This is a genomic window from Ruegeria sp. ABV4_181, assembly GCF_056158465.1.
In genome coordinates, this window is sequence record NZ_JBSWTI010000002.1 from 2238645 (window position 1) to 2252816 (window position 14172).

Sequence of the window (14172 nt, forward strand, 5' to 3'; positions counted from 1 at the left end):
GATGGCCGAGGCCAAGCTGCGGATCGACAAATGGCTTTGGCAGGCGCGGTTCTTCAAGACCCGCAGCCTGTCAGCCAAACAGGTCAGCGGTGGCCACGTGCGCGTGAACGGAAACCGGGTCCTGAAACCGGCACAAGCCGTAGGACCCGGTGACGTTCTGACCTTTCCGCAAGGCCGTACCGTCCGCGTCGTGCGCATCGAAAAACTGGGCGACCGCCGCGGACCTGCCCCCGAGGCGCAAACATTGTACTCGGACCTGACCAAAAAACAGGACGCAGAACCCCGCAATCCGGGTTTTGAAGGAAAAGGTCGTCCAACCAAGAAAGATCGGCGCGCGCTTGATCTTTCTCGCACCCGCAAGGGCTGATCATCCCTTGAAGACGGTGCAATACTGGATTAGCTAGTCGCCCAAACCGCAAACGGGAATTTCACCATGACCTATGTCGTCACCGAAAACTGCATCGCCTGCAAATACACCGACTGTGTCGAGGTTTGCCCGGTGGATTGTTTCTATGAAGGTGAGAATACGCTGGTCATTCACCCGGATGAGTGCATTGATTGCGGTGTCTGCGAGCCTGAGTGCCCCGCCGACGCCATCCGTCCTGACACCGAGCCGGGAATGGACCAGTGGGTCGAGTTCAACCGGAAATACTCGGAACAGTGGCCGGTCATCGTGACCAAGAAGGACCCGCTGCCCGATGCCGAGGAACGCGACGGCGAAGAGGGCAAGATGGAGAAATATTTCTCGGAAGCGCCCGGTGAGGGCGGTTGATCGATTCGCGCTCTGAACTTGGCGGTTTAGGTGCAAAAACAGGCTGTATCGCTTTGAAAAGTATCAGGTTTCCCGACCCATCGCGGGACCTGACTTTCAGGCGTCGTAATTTTGTGATATAATTAAAAGCTGAATGATGAATGAGATGGGGATGCGCTCCGTAAGTATGTTTGCTTTGGAGTTCTGATTTTTTGACAAACCAGACGCCTGACGGGGCCGGGAATGGCTCCGGCTAGGGTGTTTTGCCGTCTGTGTCTCGCTCTGTAACCAAGGATGAACCTGTATGTCTAAGTCGAAAAAGCTTGAGTTCCGCCCGAATGACTATGTTGTCTATCCCGCGCATGGCGTGGGTCAGATCATCTCGATCGAAGAGCAGGAAGTCGCGGGATATTCACTTGAGCTGTTCGTCATCTCTTTTGAAAAAGACAAGATGACTCTGCGTGTGCCGACCAACAAGATCACCGAATCCGGTCTGCGGTCACTCAGCTCGCCGGATGTCATCAGCCAGGCGATGAAAACCCTGAAGGGCAAGGCCAAGGTGAAACGCGCCATGTGGTCGCGCCGGGCGCAGGAATATGAACAAAAGATCAACTCGGGCGATCTGATTTCGATCGCCGAAGTGGTTCGCGACCTGCACCGCACCGATGACCAGCGTGAACAGAGCTATTCCGAGCGTCAGCTCTATGAGGCCGCGCTGGAGCGTCTGACCCGTGAAGTGGCCGCCGTCTCTGGCGCCGGCGAGGTATCGGCAGCCAAGCAGGTTGATGAGGTTCTGACCTCGCGCGCCGCCGCCTGATCGTCGGGATTTGTGAATTTCGGGCCGCTCCGACCGGAGCGGCCTTTTTCGTGTCTGGCCGCTTGGTGAAATACGCAATTGCCGCTAATTTTTCAGCAGGCAGAGGCGGATAGATGGCCAACCTAAAACAAACGATTAAGTTTCTGTATATTGCACATGACCCGATCTCGGTCTGGTTCCGATACGGCCTCATCCTGTTTGACGCTGTTTCGATCGTGTTTTTCATCGCTACCGCGAACGTGCCACATGGTCCGGGTATCACAACGGCCAGCCTGGTCGTCGGATTTCTGATCCTGCTGGATTTCATGGCGCGGATGTGGATCGCAAAGGACCGCTGGAAGCTGCTCCGCAAGGTCTACACGCTGGCGGATATTGTGGTGATTACGTCGTTGTTGCTGGAGCCGCTATTGCCCGGCAATCTGGCTTTCGTGCGTATCCTAAGGGCGTTGCGCCTGATCCATTCCTACCATTTGCTCAAGGATTTGCGCCGGGACAGCCAATTTTTCCGAACGCGTGAGGATGCGGTGATCGCCGCAATCAACCTTTTGGTTTTTGTATTCGCGACTTCGACGGCCGTTTTGGTGTTCTTCATTCCGGATGACAGCCAGAACGCCTATATCGACGCGCTCTATTTCACCATGGCCACGCTGACCACGACCGGTTTTGGAGATATCACTCTGGCGACCCCGGGCGGCAAGCTGTTTTCCGTCTTCATCATGGTTGTCGGGGTGGCGCTGTTCGTGCGGCTGGCTCAGGCAATCTTCATGCCGCAGAAAGTGCGGCACAAATGCACCAATTGCGGCCTCTATCGCCACGACCCGGACGCGGTTCACTGCAAGCATTGCGGTGAAACGCTGAGGATCGAAACCGGCGGTACGACCTAAAGGGCGGCGACCGCGGCGATCAGAAATGCCAGTTCTGCGAGTTGTTGCGCCGCTCCCAGAACGTCACCGGTTTGGCCGTTGATCTTGGCCTTTGCAAGCTGCGCCAACGCCGTTACGACCAGCGCAGCCACGATAAACGGCAGGATGAAACCGGTCCCCGTCAAGACCACTGAGCAGCCGGCGGCCAACAAGAACCCAACAGCAACGGTTCCGGCCTTCGGTCCGCCGACCGAATGGCTCAGGCCGCTGGCGCGCGCATTTGGCACGGTCGCCATCAATGCAGGCATGAACGCGCGCGACAGGACGCAGGCGGCGAGTATCACACCGTATTCCCCAACCGAAAGCAGGGCTGCCACAAGCGCAACCCGCAGCAACTGCGTGAAGATCAGAGCCAGCACACCGTAGGCACCGATATGGCTGTCCTTCATAATCTCCAGCCGTCGTTCGGCTGTGAAACCGCCCCAAAATCCGTCGGCTGTATCGGCAAGGCCGTCTTCGTGCATGGCACCGGTGGATGCAACCAGCACCGAGATCAGAATAACGGCGCCGGCGGTCGCAGGCAGGTGAAGCGCCATCGCGGCCCAACCGATCCCGCAGGCCAAGCCCCCGACCACCAGCCCGACAACCGGAAACGCCCAGGCGGAACTGGCTTGCCGTGGAAAGACGTCCTCGGGCAAGCGGGGCACCGGCAGGCGCGTCAGCAGAACCAGCGCCAGCGGAATATCCCATGCGGAAAAGAGTTTGGTGTCGTTTTTGTGCACTCCCGCGCCTTTCGGGGTCTTGTTGGTTCGGACGCTTCGGTTAAACACACAGGACCACTCTGATGCAACGAGGCTTTGAATGCTGCCCGAACTTAATGACCTGAAAACATTCCGCGAAACTTTGAATCAGGCTCCGGGTCCGGATGACGCCGCGCGGGACGGCGCGGCGGAACGAAACGGGCAACTGACCAAACCGCCCGGTGCCCTTGGACGACTTGAGGATCTGGCGATCTGGTACGCGGGCTGGCGAGGGGAAGCCCGCCCGAATATTTCCGCCCCGCAGGTCATTGTCTTCGCCGGAAACCATGGTGTAACGGCGCAGGGCGTGTCGGCTTTTCCGCCGGAAGTGACCGTTCAGATGGTGATGAACTTTGAACATGGCGGCGCGGCCATTAATCAACTGGCCAAGGCCGCGGGGGCGACTATGAACGTCCACGCACTGGATCTGGATCGACCCACGGCGGATTTCACAGCCGGCCCGGCCATGTCTGAAGATGAGCTTTTGCAAGCCCTGCGCGTGGGTTGGACGGCTGTGGACCCCAGGGCCGATCTGTTGGTGGTTGGTGAGATGGGCATCGGTAACACCACGCCCGCCGCAGCGATTGCCTGCGCCTTGTTTGGCGGAGAGGCGGCGGACTGGACCGGGCGCGGCACCGGTGTCGATGATGCCGGGTTGGCGAACAAAACGCGGGTTGTGGCCGAGGGCGTGGCCCTGCATTCCGGCTCGGGCGATGGGATAGAAATCCTGCGCCGTCTCGGTGGCCGCGAAATCGCGGCCATGGCCGGTGCCATTGCAGCGGCCCGCGCCCTGCGTATCCCCGTCATTCTGGATGGATTTATCTGCTCGGCCGCGGCCGCCTGCCTGGCGGATGCGTCGGATGGCGCTTTGGACCATACTGTGGCCGGTCACCAAAGCGCGGAAGGCGCGCATGGTGCAGTTTTGGCCAGGCTGGGCAAAGAGCCGCTGCTGAACCTTGGCCTGCGGCTGGGCGAGGGGTCCGGCGGCGCGCTGGCCATCAATATCCTCAAAAGCGCGGTTGCCTGCCACTCAGGCATGGCAACTTTTGCGGAAGCCGGCGTTTCGGACGGTTAGGCCAAGCTACCTGATCCGCGATGGCGGGTCAGGCCGATTTCTGAGCGTGCTTTTCGGCCAGTTCCAGAAGCTCGGTTTCCAAGTCCTTTTCAAGCTGCTGCGCGCGCTCGATGTATTTCTTGTTTTCTGCCGTCGGCATACCGGGAATCCACAATTCGGCCAGTTCCCGCACCGAGGTCCGGTCATGGTGGTAAAAGGTCTGTTCGGCCTGCGCGGCTTCGTATTCGCTGAGTCCGATGTTTTCCAGCACGTACCGCCCGGCACGCAGTGAACTGTCGAACATTTCGCGCACGATGTCATTCGCACCGGCCTGATACAGCTCGTACACATGGGTCCGGTCGTGGGCGCGGGCAATGATGTGAAGGTCAGGGCGTTGACGCCGCGCGAAACTGACCAAACGCGTCACGTGTTTCGCATCGTCCATCGCAGCAACAAGGACCGAGGCTTTTTCCAGCCCCGCAGCACGTAGCAGCTCCGGACGGGTTGGATCGCCCAGAAACCCCTTGACGCCGAAACGCCGCATCAACTGGACCGTCTCGATGTCATGGTCCAGCACCACGGTCTTGAACCCGCTGGCGCGCACCAGCCGGTTCACGATCTGACCAAAGCGACCAATTCCGGCGATGATCACCGGGCCCTTTTCGTCAATCTCATCGGGTTCAGGCGGCGGCGCGCCGTCGCCGATCCGGCGCGAAAGAAGATCGAAGATGATGAACAAAAGCGGTGTGATGAGCATGGTCAGCGCGATGATCATCAGCAGCTTTTGCGAAAGATCCTGCGGGATGACATTCTGCTGGGTCGAAAAGGCCAGCAGCACAAATCCGAATTCCCCCGCCTGTGCCAGCCCGAGCGTAAACAGCCAGTGATCGCGGCCTTTAAGCTTAAAGGCGCGCCCGACAAGGAACAGGATGATCCCTTTTGCAAGAATGACCAGCAGCGCCAGACCGATCAGATCGAACGGATCATCAAAGAAATACGCGATATCAATGCCGGCGCCGACAGTGATGAAGAACAGGCCCAGAAACAGACCCTTGAACGGCTCAAGGTCGCTTTCCATCTCGTGGCGGAATTCCGAACTGGCCAGAACGACGCCCGCCAGAAAAGCTCCCAGTGCGGGAGACAGGCCCACCAGTGTCATCAGAAAGGAGATTCCGACGACAATCATCAGGGCCAGTGCTGTATACATCTCGCGCAGGCGTGTGGCATGGATGAACCGGAACAGGGGGCGCGTCAGGTAAACCCCGGCCAGGATGACAAACGCGATTGCGCCAATGGTGACCAGCGTGACCGCCCAGCCCGGTAAGCCTTCGACCAGCGACAGGCTGTGATGGCCTGCATCGTGCAGGTCCACCGCCCCGCGGTCGATCGAGCCGTCGCTTTCAATATGCGGCAGGGCGGGCAGCGCCAACAATGGCAGCAGCGCCAGAATGGGGATGACGGCAATATCCTGCGTCAGCAGCACCGAAAACGTCGCACGACCGCCATTTGTCTGCATCAGTCCCTTTTCCGACAGGGTTTGCAGGACAATCGCGGTCGAGGACAGCGACAGCGTCAGCCCGACGGCCAGCGCAACCGACCAGGGGTGATTTGCATACATTGCGACACCGGCGATCACGGCTGTAGACAGCGCGACCTGTAAGCCGCCCAGCCCTAACAGCCTGTCCCGCATATCCCACAGGGCGCGCGGCTCCAGCTCCAGCCCGATCAGGAACAGCATCATCACGACACCGAATTCGGCGACGTGTTGCAGGCTTTCGGTTTCAGCCCCGACCAGACCGAAAACCGGGCCGATAACGATGCCCGCGGCCAGATACCCCAATACGGACCCCAACCCCAGACGCGCCGACAAGGGCACGGCGATCACGGCAGCCGCCAGATAGATCGAAGCCTGGTAAAGGAAATCGTCCATTTTCGTCCTTTCGGTCGGGTTAGGTGGGCAAAGGCGCGTCGCGCTTGAGCTGGTCCATCACAATCTGGCTTTGGACCCGTGCCACGGCAGGATGCGGCAGTATCACCTGATGAAGCAAGCGGTTGAGCGCGGATAGATCGTCGCAATAGACATGCAGCAGGTAATCTGCCTCTCCGGTCATCGTCCATGCGCTGGTGATCTCAGGGCGCGTGTCAACCATACGGGCAAAGCTTGCGGACTGCTCCGGGCCGTGGGTGCCCAGATGCACCTGAATAAAACCCTGCACCTGCAAACCAAGTTTCAGAGGGTCCAGCCGCGCGGCGTAGCTGGTGATGTAACCTTCAGCCTCCAGCCTCTGACGCCGCCGACCGGCCTGACTGGGCGACAGGTTCAGCATTTCGCCCAGCTGATGCGCGGTCAGATGGGCGTTCTGCTGCAGGGCGGACAGCAGACGGGTGTCGGTGGAATCCAGCATATGCGGAAATTCTCCATGTATTGCCCAAACAGTGCGGACTTTGCGCGCTTGGCGATAGTTTACACGAAAACTATGCGCAGAAACAGCGCTTGATAAGGCGTATTTTGGAATCAGCAAAGAAATTCCTGTTTTTAAGGAGACACGCCATGGGTCCTTTCCCTCACAACGCACCGAAATCTGTCATCAGCAATGAAAACCCGGCCGGGACCGATGGATTTGAATTCGTCGAGTTCGCCCATCCCGAGCCGCAGGAGCTGCGGGATCTGTTCGCCAAGATGGGCTTTGAACTGGTCGGGCATCACAAAGACAAACCCGAAGTCGAGCTTTGGCAGCAGGGTGATGTCACCTACATTCTCAACGCTGATCCTGAAAGCTTTGCCGCCAAGTTCGTCGAAGAACACGGCCCCTGCGCGCCGGCCATGGGCTGGCGCGTGGTAGATGCGCAAAAAGCCTATGAGCACGCCGTATCCAAGGGTGCCGAACCCTATGACGCGGACGACAAGACCATGAATGTTCCCGCGATCAAGGGGATTGGCGGGTCGCTGATTTATTTCATCGACCAGTATTACGACACTTCGCCCTACAACCAGGAATTCACCTGGACCAAGCAGTCCAAGCCGCGCGGCGACGGGTTTTATTACCTCGATCACCTGACGCACAACGTCTACAAGGGAAACATGGACAAATGGTTCAAGTTCTATGGCGACCTGTTCAACTTCCGCGAAATCCGCTTTTTCGACATTCAGGGCAAGTTCACCGGCCTTTTCAGCCGCGCCCTGACATCGCCCTGCGGCCGCATCCGCATTCCGATCAACGAAGATCGCGGTGAAACCGGGCAGATCGTGTCCTACCTGAAAAAGTACAAAGGCGAAGGTATTCAGCATATCGCAGTGGGCAGCGAAGATATCTATTCTTCGACCGATGCAATTGCCGAAAAGGGTCTGAAGTTCATGCCCGGCCCGAACGAGGCCTATTACAATATGTCCACGGACCGGGTTGTTGACCACGAAGAGCCGCTGGACAAGATGATGAAACACGGCATCCTGATCGACGGCGAAGGTGTGCTGGACGGCGGCGAAACCAAAATCCTGCTGCAAATCTTCTCGAAAACCGTGATTGGGCCGATCTTTTTCGAGTTCATTCAACGCAAGGGCGACGACGGGTTCGGCGAAGGCAACTTTCAGGCGCTGTTCGAATCCATCGAGCGTGAGCAGATTGAAAGCGGTGAGATATCAACGGCTTGATATCGTTTCTTGATGTGACATGGGGCGGTCAGTGCTTTGGCTGCCTCATGTCAGTTTAATTAACCCCGCGGCATTTTCAGCGTTAGGTTCCGCCCGCGCTTTTGATACCGCAATTCATTGTCGCTGATTGCGATGACCTGGCCGCCATCCAGCCTGTCCCCGACCTTCAGCTTTTTGTAGCGACCGCTGGGCAGACGCACCAATGCGCGTCGGTTGGCCGGCGTCCCGTAAACTCCGATCAGGTTCAGCTTACGCAGGTTAAGCGCGTTGTCGATTGTGGCCTGCCGCGCCACAGAGGTCGACGAGGGTATTTTGGGCGCCACCGTTTTCGGCTGGAATGAACCGGCCTCGACATCGGTTTGAGTGACGGCAGCGGTCGAGCCCAGATTTGCAGTTTGGGTTCCGGCCACCGGTGCCAACCCGGCAGGGCGCGGTTTCGGGCGCGGAACCCGCACAACGGCCAAAGCTGTTGGTGTTTCATCAATCTGGGGCTGCTCTTGCTGCGAGGCCGGCCGCAGCTTGGGGCGCAGGATTGCCAGTTCCGCGCGCGTCCGCCCGCCCAGTTGCTGTCGTTCGAACCGTTCCTGAAGATCACCGGGTCGCGGCTTTGGCCGCAACTGTGCCAGCCGGTCAACAGGTTCCTCTTCGATCGGTTCCTGCTCGAACCGGACGGGCGTTTCCGGCGGCACTTTGGGAGGTTGCCCCAGAAACACGAGGATACCATCCGGGTTCAATGTGCCTTCTGCGGACGGCGTGACCAGCCCGCGATCATCCAGCTCGAACCCGGTTCCGGCCACACTTGGCAACACGATCTGTTCGAACGGGTCGTCGGTGGCAAAACTCTGCACCGGGGGCAGGGCAACAGCATCATGCGACAGGCTGGTTTTGTCGATCGAGGTCAGAAACAACTCTTCGGGCTCATCCGCCACCGGGGAAGCCGGCGGTTCGGGCGATGTGATCCGGATACCCGGCTGCGGCTGGGGCGGTTGAGGGGCGGGGTTCCGGGCAAAATCTTCGACAGGGGTCGGCGCGATTTTCAGCGCCTCAAGAATTGCCGTATCCGTGGCCGACAACTCTGGCGAGGGTTCGTTGGTCTCGTCCGGCAGGAGTGTCTCAGCCAGATCGGATTCCGCCTCCGGGTCCAATTCATCCGTTTGCAGCGCGGGTTCTTCGGGATCGGTCAGGGCAACCTGGGGGGCTTCAACGGTTTGCGGTTCGGGCAGGGCGGGCGTTTCCTCAACCTGCGGTGCGCTGGTCTCGGCAACGTCATCGGACTCCGGGCCGGTCAAGGCCCATGTGCCCAACACGGCCAATCCGACAAGCGCTGCGGCCGCCGCCGGTAGTGCATACTTCCTTGCGCCTAACTCCGAGGCGGGTTCCGGTGCATTTTTCAGGTCTGGCAGCGGGGCCGAGCGAAAGACGTCCGGGGGCGACGTGTCGGCAATGGAATGCACCGTCGGTTCGGGCTGCTCAGGTTTGTGCGCGGACTTAGGCGCCTTGTCCTCAGTCGGTTCGACGGTCGGTGCAACGGTTACGATGTTCCCGTCCGCCCCATCAAAAAACGGCTCAGCCGGAAACTCCTGACTGTCGGGCTTTGCGCTGAAGGAGACCGGTATAAACCCGTGTTCGGTTGCGAATGCGCGCGCTTCGTCCAGCGTCTGCCGGGCAACTGCCGCAACATAGGTCGTGTTTCCGGCGGTCGTTGAGGCGAAAGACAATTCCTCAATCGTGTAAGGCGTCGCGCCGGCCAGTTCGGTCTGGAGTTTTCGCGCGCTTTCCTCGGCGCTCAGACCATTGGCGTCTGCGGACAGAAACCGGACCTGATCCAGGGGAATCACGACCTTGCAGCTTAGATCGTTTTCAAGTGCAAAACCCTTGTCCCGCAGGGCCTGAATTTGCGCGTTCAGATCATCTGCATCCAGCGCAACTTTGCCAACACAGAACCAGTCATCATCCGATTGATGGTGCAAAGAAATCCCGGTGGCAGAAAAAGACAGCGCAAAGGCAGGTTTCATAATCCGGAAGAACCACAATTGTCAGCATCAATGCAAACGACATCTCGCCCGCAGCCAGACATTAAAGCAGGATCCCGCCGAGGGAAAGAAAAAGCCGGAGGTTCCCCTTGTCCCGCGGGTGCCGGTCACACCATGTTGGTCATACAGGATCTGGAGGGAAGACCTTGAAGAAAATCGCTTTTCTGGCCGCAATGCTGGCCATGACGGCCGCGGGCCTTGCCCATGCGGAAGAACGTCGCATCATGGTGGATGCGGCTGGTGTCGTACAGGCTCTGCCCGATATGGCAACCATCACTTTGGGCGTTACCAACGAGGATGCGCTGGCGTCGGATGCAATGCAGGCGACGTCTGACGCAGTTGCGCAAATTCTGAAACGCCTCGACGAAATGGGGATCGAGGCGCGTGATGTTCAGACGCGGGATCTGTCGCTGTCGCCGGTTTGGTCCGGTCGCAACAGCACCAGTGGCGACAGGCCCGAGATTTCCGGTTTCGTGGCCTCGAACCGGGTTTTGGTACGGGTGCGCGATCTGACGCAGTTGGGTACCATCATGGATGCCGTCATTCAGGATGGGGCCAACGATTTTGGTGGTCTGACCTTTGGCGTGCAGGATCCGGCGCCGCTGCAGGCGCAGGCCCGGGCCAAGGCGGTGGAGGAAGCCACAGCCAAGGCCAGACAGCTTGCCGAGGCCGCAGAGGTTTCGCTGGGCCCGGTTCAGATCATCCGCGAGCAGGCAGGTGGAATCCGCCCCATGGCGCAGATGCGCGAGATGAACTTGGCGGACGCGGGCAGTGTGCCGGTTGCTGGTGGCGAAATCTCAGTCTCGGTCAACGTGACGATGGAATTCGGGATTGACGACTGACCTGGTTCCGGGATTGCGGGCCTTCAGCGATTGTCGCTGCTGGCCCGTCTGATCGAAATTGTCCGGTGACAGCCATGTTTCGAACGCCGCTCGGATGCGCGGCCACTCGCTGTCGAGGATCGAATACCACGCGGTATCCCGGTTCCGGCCCTTGTAGTGGGTTGCCTGCCTGAAGATTCCCTCGAAGGTGAAGCCCAAACGCTCGGCGGCGCGCCGCGATGACGCATTCAGCGCGTCGCATTTCCATTCGTATCGGCGATATCCCAGCTCATCAAAAACGCGACGCATCATCAGGAACATCGTCTCGGTTGATTGCGGGCTGCGTTGCAGCAGGGGTGAAAAGTGGATGTGACCCACTTCGATCACCCCGGCCGCAGGTTCGATGCGCAGAAAAGAGGCCATGCCAACCGGCGTTTCGTTGCGGTCAAGAACCGTGTGAAACATCGGATCGGCATCCATGCAGGTCGCCCGCGTCCATTCGACAAAGTCCTGTTCGGCGTCGAACGGCCCGTAGGGCAGGTAAGTCCAGTTGCGGCCGTCCGTGTCGTTGGCGAAGGCCCGGAACAATCCGGGCGCATGCCGGTTCACATCCAGCGGCGCGACGGTGCAATACTGACCCTCCATCGGCGTATAGGGCGGTGCCGGGCGGGGATAATCGCCCTCCACCGGCAGTCCGATCGGCTGCCCCAGTTCGTTTGTCTCGTGGCCGCTCATCTGTCAGGCGCTGGCTTTGGCAAGCGCCTGATCCAGATCGGCGATCAGATCGTTGGCGTCTTCGATGCCGATGGACACACGCACGACGTTGGGGCTGGCTCCTGCGGCCTCCTGTTGTTCGGGTGTCAGTTGCCGGTGCGTGGTCGAGGCCGAATGGATGATCAGCGACCGTGCGTCGCCCAGATTGGCCACGTGGCTGAAAATCTCAAGCGCGTTGACCAGCTTGATGCAGGCGTCATAGCCGCCTTTGACCGCAAAGGTGAACAACGCCCCGGCACCTTTGGGGTACTGCGCCTTGACCCGGTCGTGATAGGGCGACGAGGGCAGGCCGGCATAGGTGACGTGATCCACGCGGTCGTCCGCCTCAAGCCAGGCAGCGATCTTTTGCGCGTTCTCGACGTGACGCTCCATTCGCAGGGACAGGGTTTCGATGCCCAGCAGCGTGTAATGCGCGGCTTGCGGGTTCATTGTCATGCCCAAATCGCGCAGGCCAATGGCGATGCCGTGAAAGGTGAAAGCCAGCGGGCCGAAGGTTTCGTGGAACTTCAGACCGTGATAGGCCGGTTCCGGTTCGCTGAGCGAGGGGAACTTGTCATTCGCCGACCAGTCGAACTTGCCCGAATCCACGATGCAGCCGCCAGTGACCGTGCCGTTGCCGGTCAGGTACTTGGTGGTCGAATGCACCACCAGCGTCGCGCCATGTTCGATCGGGCGGCACAGGTATGGCGTGGCCGAGGTGTTGTCGACGATCAGGGGAATGCCGGCTTCATCGGCAATATCGGCCAGGGCGCGGATGTCAGTGACGTAGCCGCCGGGATTGGCGATGGATTCGCAGAACACCGCGCGGGTGTTTTCGTCGATGGCGGCCTTCACCGCATCCAGATCGTCGGTATCCACGAACTTGGCCGACCAGCCGAACCGCTTGATGGTCTGGCTGAACTGCGTGACGGTGCCGCCATACAGGCGGGTAGACGAAACGACGTTGCAACCCGGACCCATTAGCGGGAACAGCGCCATGATCTGGGCCGCATGGCCCGAAGAACAGCACACCGCGCCCACACCGCCTTCCAGCGTGGCGACACGTTCCTGCAGCACGGCCACGGTCGGGTTGGTCAGGCGGGAATAGATAAAGCCGACCTCTTGCAGATTGAACAGCGCCGCCGCGTGATCGGCATCGCGGAACACATAGGCGGTCGTCTGGTAGATCGGGGTCTGACGTGCGCCGGTGGCCGGGTCGGGCCGCGCGCCCGCGTGAATTTGCAGCGTATCAAAACCGTAGGTTGGGCCGTCAGACATCTTGGAAATCTCCCCTTGGAATGTGCCTTGCAGAATCTCTAGGCGATTGAGGGCCTGCGCACAACAAAACTGTCAGCGCATCCACAGGCCCTTGCTTTTGATCGTCTTGCGAATGACCTGCTCGCGCTGCGGCAGGTCGTTGCGGTCGAACATATCGCGGATTTTGTGGCCCTTGCCCTGTATCACCAGTTTTTTGATCGGGTCATATCCCTTGAGGACCTTCTTGATCCTGTTCGGGGCCACTACGGTTTCCAGCACCTCGATCACGCGATCGCTTTCGCGGGCGTACAGCAGCGGAAACAGGCGGTAATGGCAACTGACAGAGCCGTCCAGCAGACCGGCTGGCAGGGCATCGCGGCGCCCGCCGAAGGAATGGATGACCAGAGGCAGCGCGACCTGATCCAGCCACGGGTCCAGGTTCTGACCGGTCAATTCGGGAATATCCTCGTCCCGGATCGTGCGGGCATAGTCCAGAAAACGCTCTCCGAACCTGCGCGGGCAGGAATGAAAAAAATACCCGGCGTTGAAATACAGGTAGCGCCGCCAGTAGTCTTTAGGCTGGCTGGTATCCAGCGTGCTGTCGAAATCCAGCCCGAAGCGGCGATAGAGCGCGCGCCAGATATCGTCGAAACCGGGGCCGTACAATGTGGGTTTGGGCCACGTCCCTTCCACCTTTGACGACGCGCCGGGCGTGTTGAAGTCAAACGGCACGCCGGTCAGGTCGCCGGTAATCAGCGTGTCGCTGTCAAAAAAGACAAAGGGCTCACCTTCCGGCATCGCCAGCAGGGCTTCGATCTTGTTGCCGTAAGGATAGCTGTCGCCGAAGACGTGGCTGTCAAAGGGCAGAATTTCGGCGTCCAACTGGCGCAGGGCCTTCAGGACATCCTCGTCCCGGATGCTGGGGTCCTGCTGCCAGTTCGGCCCGGGCTGCGGCACCGCAACGAACAATTGCCCGCCGAAATCCGGCGATGTGTGACGCAAAGAGGCCGCGAACAGCAGCGCCTCGTATTGAAGCCGGTTGTTTTGCCCGATGACGACGATATTGAAATTCGGGGGGCTGGCCTGCATCGCGTGACTTTCGGGTATTGGGCCGTTTTCCGGCACTGCTTGGGGTCTGTCCGGCCTACAGTACGCAGCAGGGGGCGTCAAAACCAGACGTAACCAAGGGCCCATGAGCAAGTTTCGAGGCGGGGATTGGTCGGTTCGGTCAATGTCCGGACGAGGGGATTTCCCGCTCAGAACAGATTTGTTGCCGGAAAATCAGTCAAAATCGTCTTGTATTCGCGGGGATTGGGCCGGATTTTGCTTTTTTTGACCATTTGGCAAATTTTACCAATTGATAAAAAATCAGAT

At 59.5% G+C, this 14172-nt stretch carries 14 protein-coding genes; 7 read left to right on the forward strand and 7 right to left on the reverse strand.

The features are described from left to right. Window position 1: 1 nt before the first annotated feature. The 4 genes from ACXAC3_RS11090 (at window position 2) to ACXAC3_RS11105 (ending at window position 2452) form a co-directional block, all read left to right on the forward strand. Window positions 2-367, forward strand: coding sequence for an RNA-binding S4 domain-containing protein (locus tag ACXAC3_RS11090; RefSeq protein WP_475159823.1), 366 nt, complete (start codon window positions 2-4; stop codon window positions 365-367). A gap of 66 nt (window positions 368-433) precedes the next feature. Continuing rightward, complete coding sequence (gene fdxA, locus ACXAC3_RS11095) at window positions 434-772, forward strand: ferredoxin FdxA (protein WP_170742515.1); 339 nt, start codon at window positions 434-436, stop codon at window positions 770-772. 283 nt (window positions 773-1055) lie between these two features. Next, window positions 1056-1568, forward strand: coding sequence for a CarD family transcriptional regulator (locus tag ACXAC3_RS11100; protein WP_475159826.1), 513 nt, complete (start codon window positions 1056-1058; stop codon window positions 1566-1568). A gap of 113 nt (window positions 1569-1681) precedes the next feature. After that, complete coding sequence (locus ACXAC3_RS11105) at window positions 1682-2452, forward strand: potassium channel family protein (RefSeq protein WP_475159828.1); 771 nt, start codon at window positions 1682-1684, stop codon at window positions 2450-2452. Here ACXAC3_RS11105 and cobS read toward each other — a convergent pair. Beyond that, the gene (gene cobS / locus ACXAC3_RS11110; protein ID WP_475159830.1) at window positions 2449-3213 is read right to left on the reverse strand and encodes an adenosylcobinamide-GDP ribazoletransferase; all 765 of its coding nucleotides are present in this window, start codon (window positions 3211-3213) and stop codon (window positions 2449-2451) included. The genes ACXAC3_RS11105 and cobS overlap by 4 nt on opposite strands. A gap of 79 nt (window positions 3214-3292) precedes the next feature. Between cobS and cobT the strand changes: the two genes are divergently transcribed. Further along, window positions 3293-4306 (forward strand): nicotinate-nucleotide--dimethylbenzimidazole phosphoribosyltransferase, encoded by a 1014-nt coding sequence (gene cobT, locus ACXAC3_RS11115; protein WP_475159831.1) that lies wholly within the window; start codon window positions 3293-3295, stop codon window positions 4304-4306. 28 nt (window positions 4307-4334) lie between these two features. On the opposite strand, the gene ACXAC3_RS11120 is transcribed toward cobT, so the two are convergent. After that, window positions 4335-6215 carry a monovalent cation:proton antiporter-2 (CPA2) family protein gene (locus ACXAC3_RS11120; RefSeq protein ID WP_475159834.1) on the reverse strand — a complete coding sequence of 627 codons (1881 nt, stop codon included), beginning with the start codon at window positions 6213-6215 and terminating at the stop codon, window positions 4335-4337. A gap of 19 nt (window positions 6216-6234) precedes the next feature. Next, entirely contained in the window at window positions 6235-6690 is a 456-nt protein-coding gene (locus tag ACXAC3_RS11125; RefSeq protein WP_475159836.1) for an Lrp/AsnC family transcriptional regulator, read from the reverse strand. A 146-nt stretch (window positions 6691-6836) separates the two neighbouring features. On the opposite strand from ACXAC3_RS11125, the gene hppD reads away from it, so the two are divergent. Continuing rightward, complete coding sequence (gene hppD / locus ACXAC3_RS11130) at window positions 6837-7934, forward strand: 4-hydroxyphenylpyruvate dioxygenase (RefSeq protein WP_475159838.1); 1098 nt, start codon at window positions 6837-6839, stop codon at window positions 7932-7934. A 59-nt stretch (window positions 7935-7993) separates the two neighbouring features. Here the strand turns inward: hppD and ACXAC3_RS11135 are convergent, their stop codons facing one another. Continuing rightward, window positions 7994-9949 (reverse strand): hypothetical protein, encoded by a 1956-nt coding sequence (locus ACXAC3_RS11135; RefSeq protein ID WP_475159840.1) that lies wholly within the window; start codon window positions 9947-9949, stop codon window positions 7994-7996. Window positions 9950-10113: 164 nt separating this feature from the next. Here ACXAC3_RS11135 and ACXAC3_RS11140 point away from each other — a divergent pair, with 164 nt between their 5' ends. Next, window positions 10114-10809, forward strand: coding sequence for an SIMPL domain-containing protein (locus ACXAC3_RS11140; RefSeq protein ID WP_475159843.1), 696 nt, complete (start codon window positions 10114-10116; stop codon window positions 10807-10809). Here the strand turns inward: ACXAC3_RS11140 and ACXAC3_RS11145 are convergent. The 3 genes from ACXAC3_RS11145 to ACXAC3_RS11155 form a co-directional block, all read right to left on the reverse strand. Then, complete coding sequence (locus ACXAC3_RS11145; RefSeq protein ID WP_475159845.1) at window positions 10765-11523, reverse strand: GNAT family N-acetyltransferase; 759 nt, start codon at window positions 11521-11523, stop codon at window positions 10765-10767. The two genes, ACXAC3_RS11140 and ACXAC3_RS11145, sit on opposite strands and share 45 nt — an antisense overlap. Before the next feature lie 3 nt (window positions 11524-11526). Next, window positions 11527-12819, reverse strand: coding sequence for an O-acetylhomoserine aminocarboxypropyltransferase/cysteine synthase family protein (locus tag ACXAC3_RS11150; protein WP_475159847.1), 1293 nt, complete (start codon window positions 12817-12819; stop codon window positions 11527-11529). A 72-nt stretch (window positions 12820-12891) separates the two neighbouring features. Next, window positions 12892-13887, reverse strand: coding sequence for a hypothetical protein (locus ACXAC3_RS11155; RefSeq protein ID WP_475159848.1), 996 nt, complete (start codon window positions 13885-13887; stop codon window positions 12892-12894). Window positions 13888-14172 lie beyond the last annotated feature (285 nt).

Excerpts from the sequence above, each read along its gene's own strand:
- ACXAC3_RS11090 (WP_475159823.1), top strand. The coding sequence starts at position 2 with ATGGCCGAGGCCAAGCTGCGGATCGACAAATGGCTTTGGCAGGCGCGG.
- fdxA (WP_170742515.1), top strand. The coding sequence starts at position 434 with ATGACCTATGTCGTCACCGAAAACTGCATCGCCTGCAAATACACCGAC.
- ACXAC3_RS11100 (WP_475159826.1), top strand. The coding sequence starts at position 1,056 with ATGTCTAAGTCGAAAAAGCTTGAGTTCCGCCCGAATGACTATGTTGTC.
- ACXAC3_RS11105 (WP_475159828.1), top strand. The coding sequence starts at position 1,682 with ATGGCCAACCTAAAACAAACGATTAAGTTTCTGTATATTGCACATGAC.
- cobT (WP_475159831.1), top strand. The coding sequence starts at position 3,293 with ATGCTGCCCGAACTTAATGACCTGAAAACATTCCGCGAAACTTTGAAT.
- ACXAC3_RS11120 (WP_475159834.1), bottom strand. The coding sequence starts at position 6,215 with ATGGACGATTTCCTTTACCAGGCTTCGATCTATCTGGCGGCTGCCGTG.
- ACXAC3_RS11125 (WP_475159836.1), bottom strand. The coding sequence starts at position 6,690 with ATGCTGGATTCCACCGACACCCGTCTGCTGTCCGCCCTGCAGCAGAAC.
- hppD (WP_475159838.1), top strand. The coding sequence starts at position 6,837 with ATGGGTCCTTTCCCTCACAACGCACCGAAATCTGTCATCAGCAATGAA.
- ACXAC3_RS11135 (WP_475159840.1), bottom strand. The coding sequence starts at position 9,949 with ATGAAACCTGCCTTTGCGCTGTCTTTTTCTGCCACCGGGATTTCTTTG.
- ACXAC3_RS11145 (WP_475159845.1), bottom strand. The coding sequence starts at position 11,523 with ATGAGCGGCCACGAGACAAACGAACTGGGGCAGCCGATCGGACTGCCG.
- ACXAC3_RS11150 (WP_475159847.1), bottom strand. The coding sequence starts at position 12,819 with ATGTCTGACGGCCCAACCTACGGTTTTGATACGCTGCAAATTCACGCG.
- ACXAC3_RS11155 (WP_475159848.1), bottom strand. The coding sequence starts at position 13,887 with ATGCAGGCCAGCCCCCCGAATTTCAATATCGTCGTCATCGGGCAAAAC.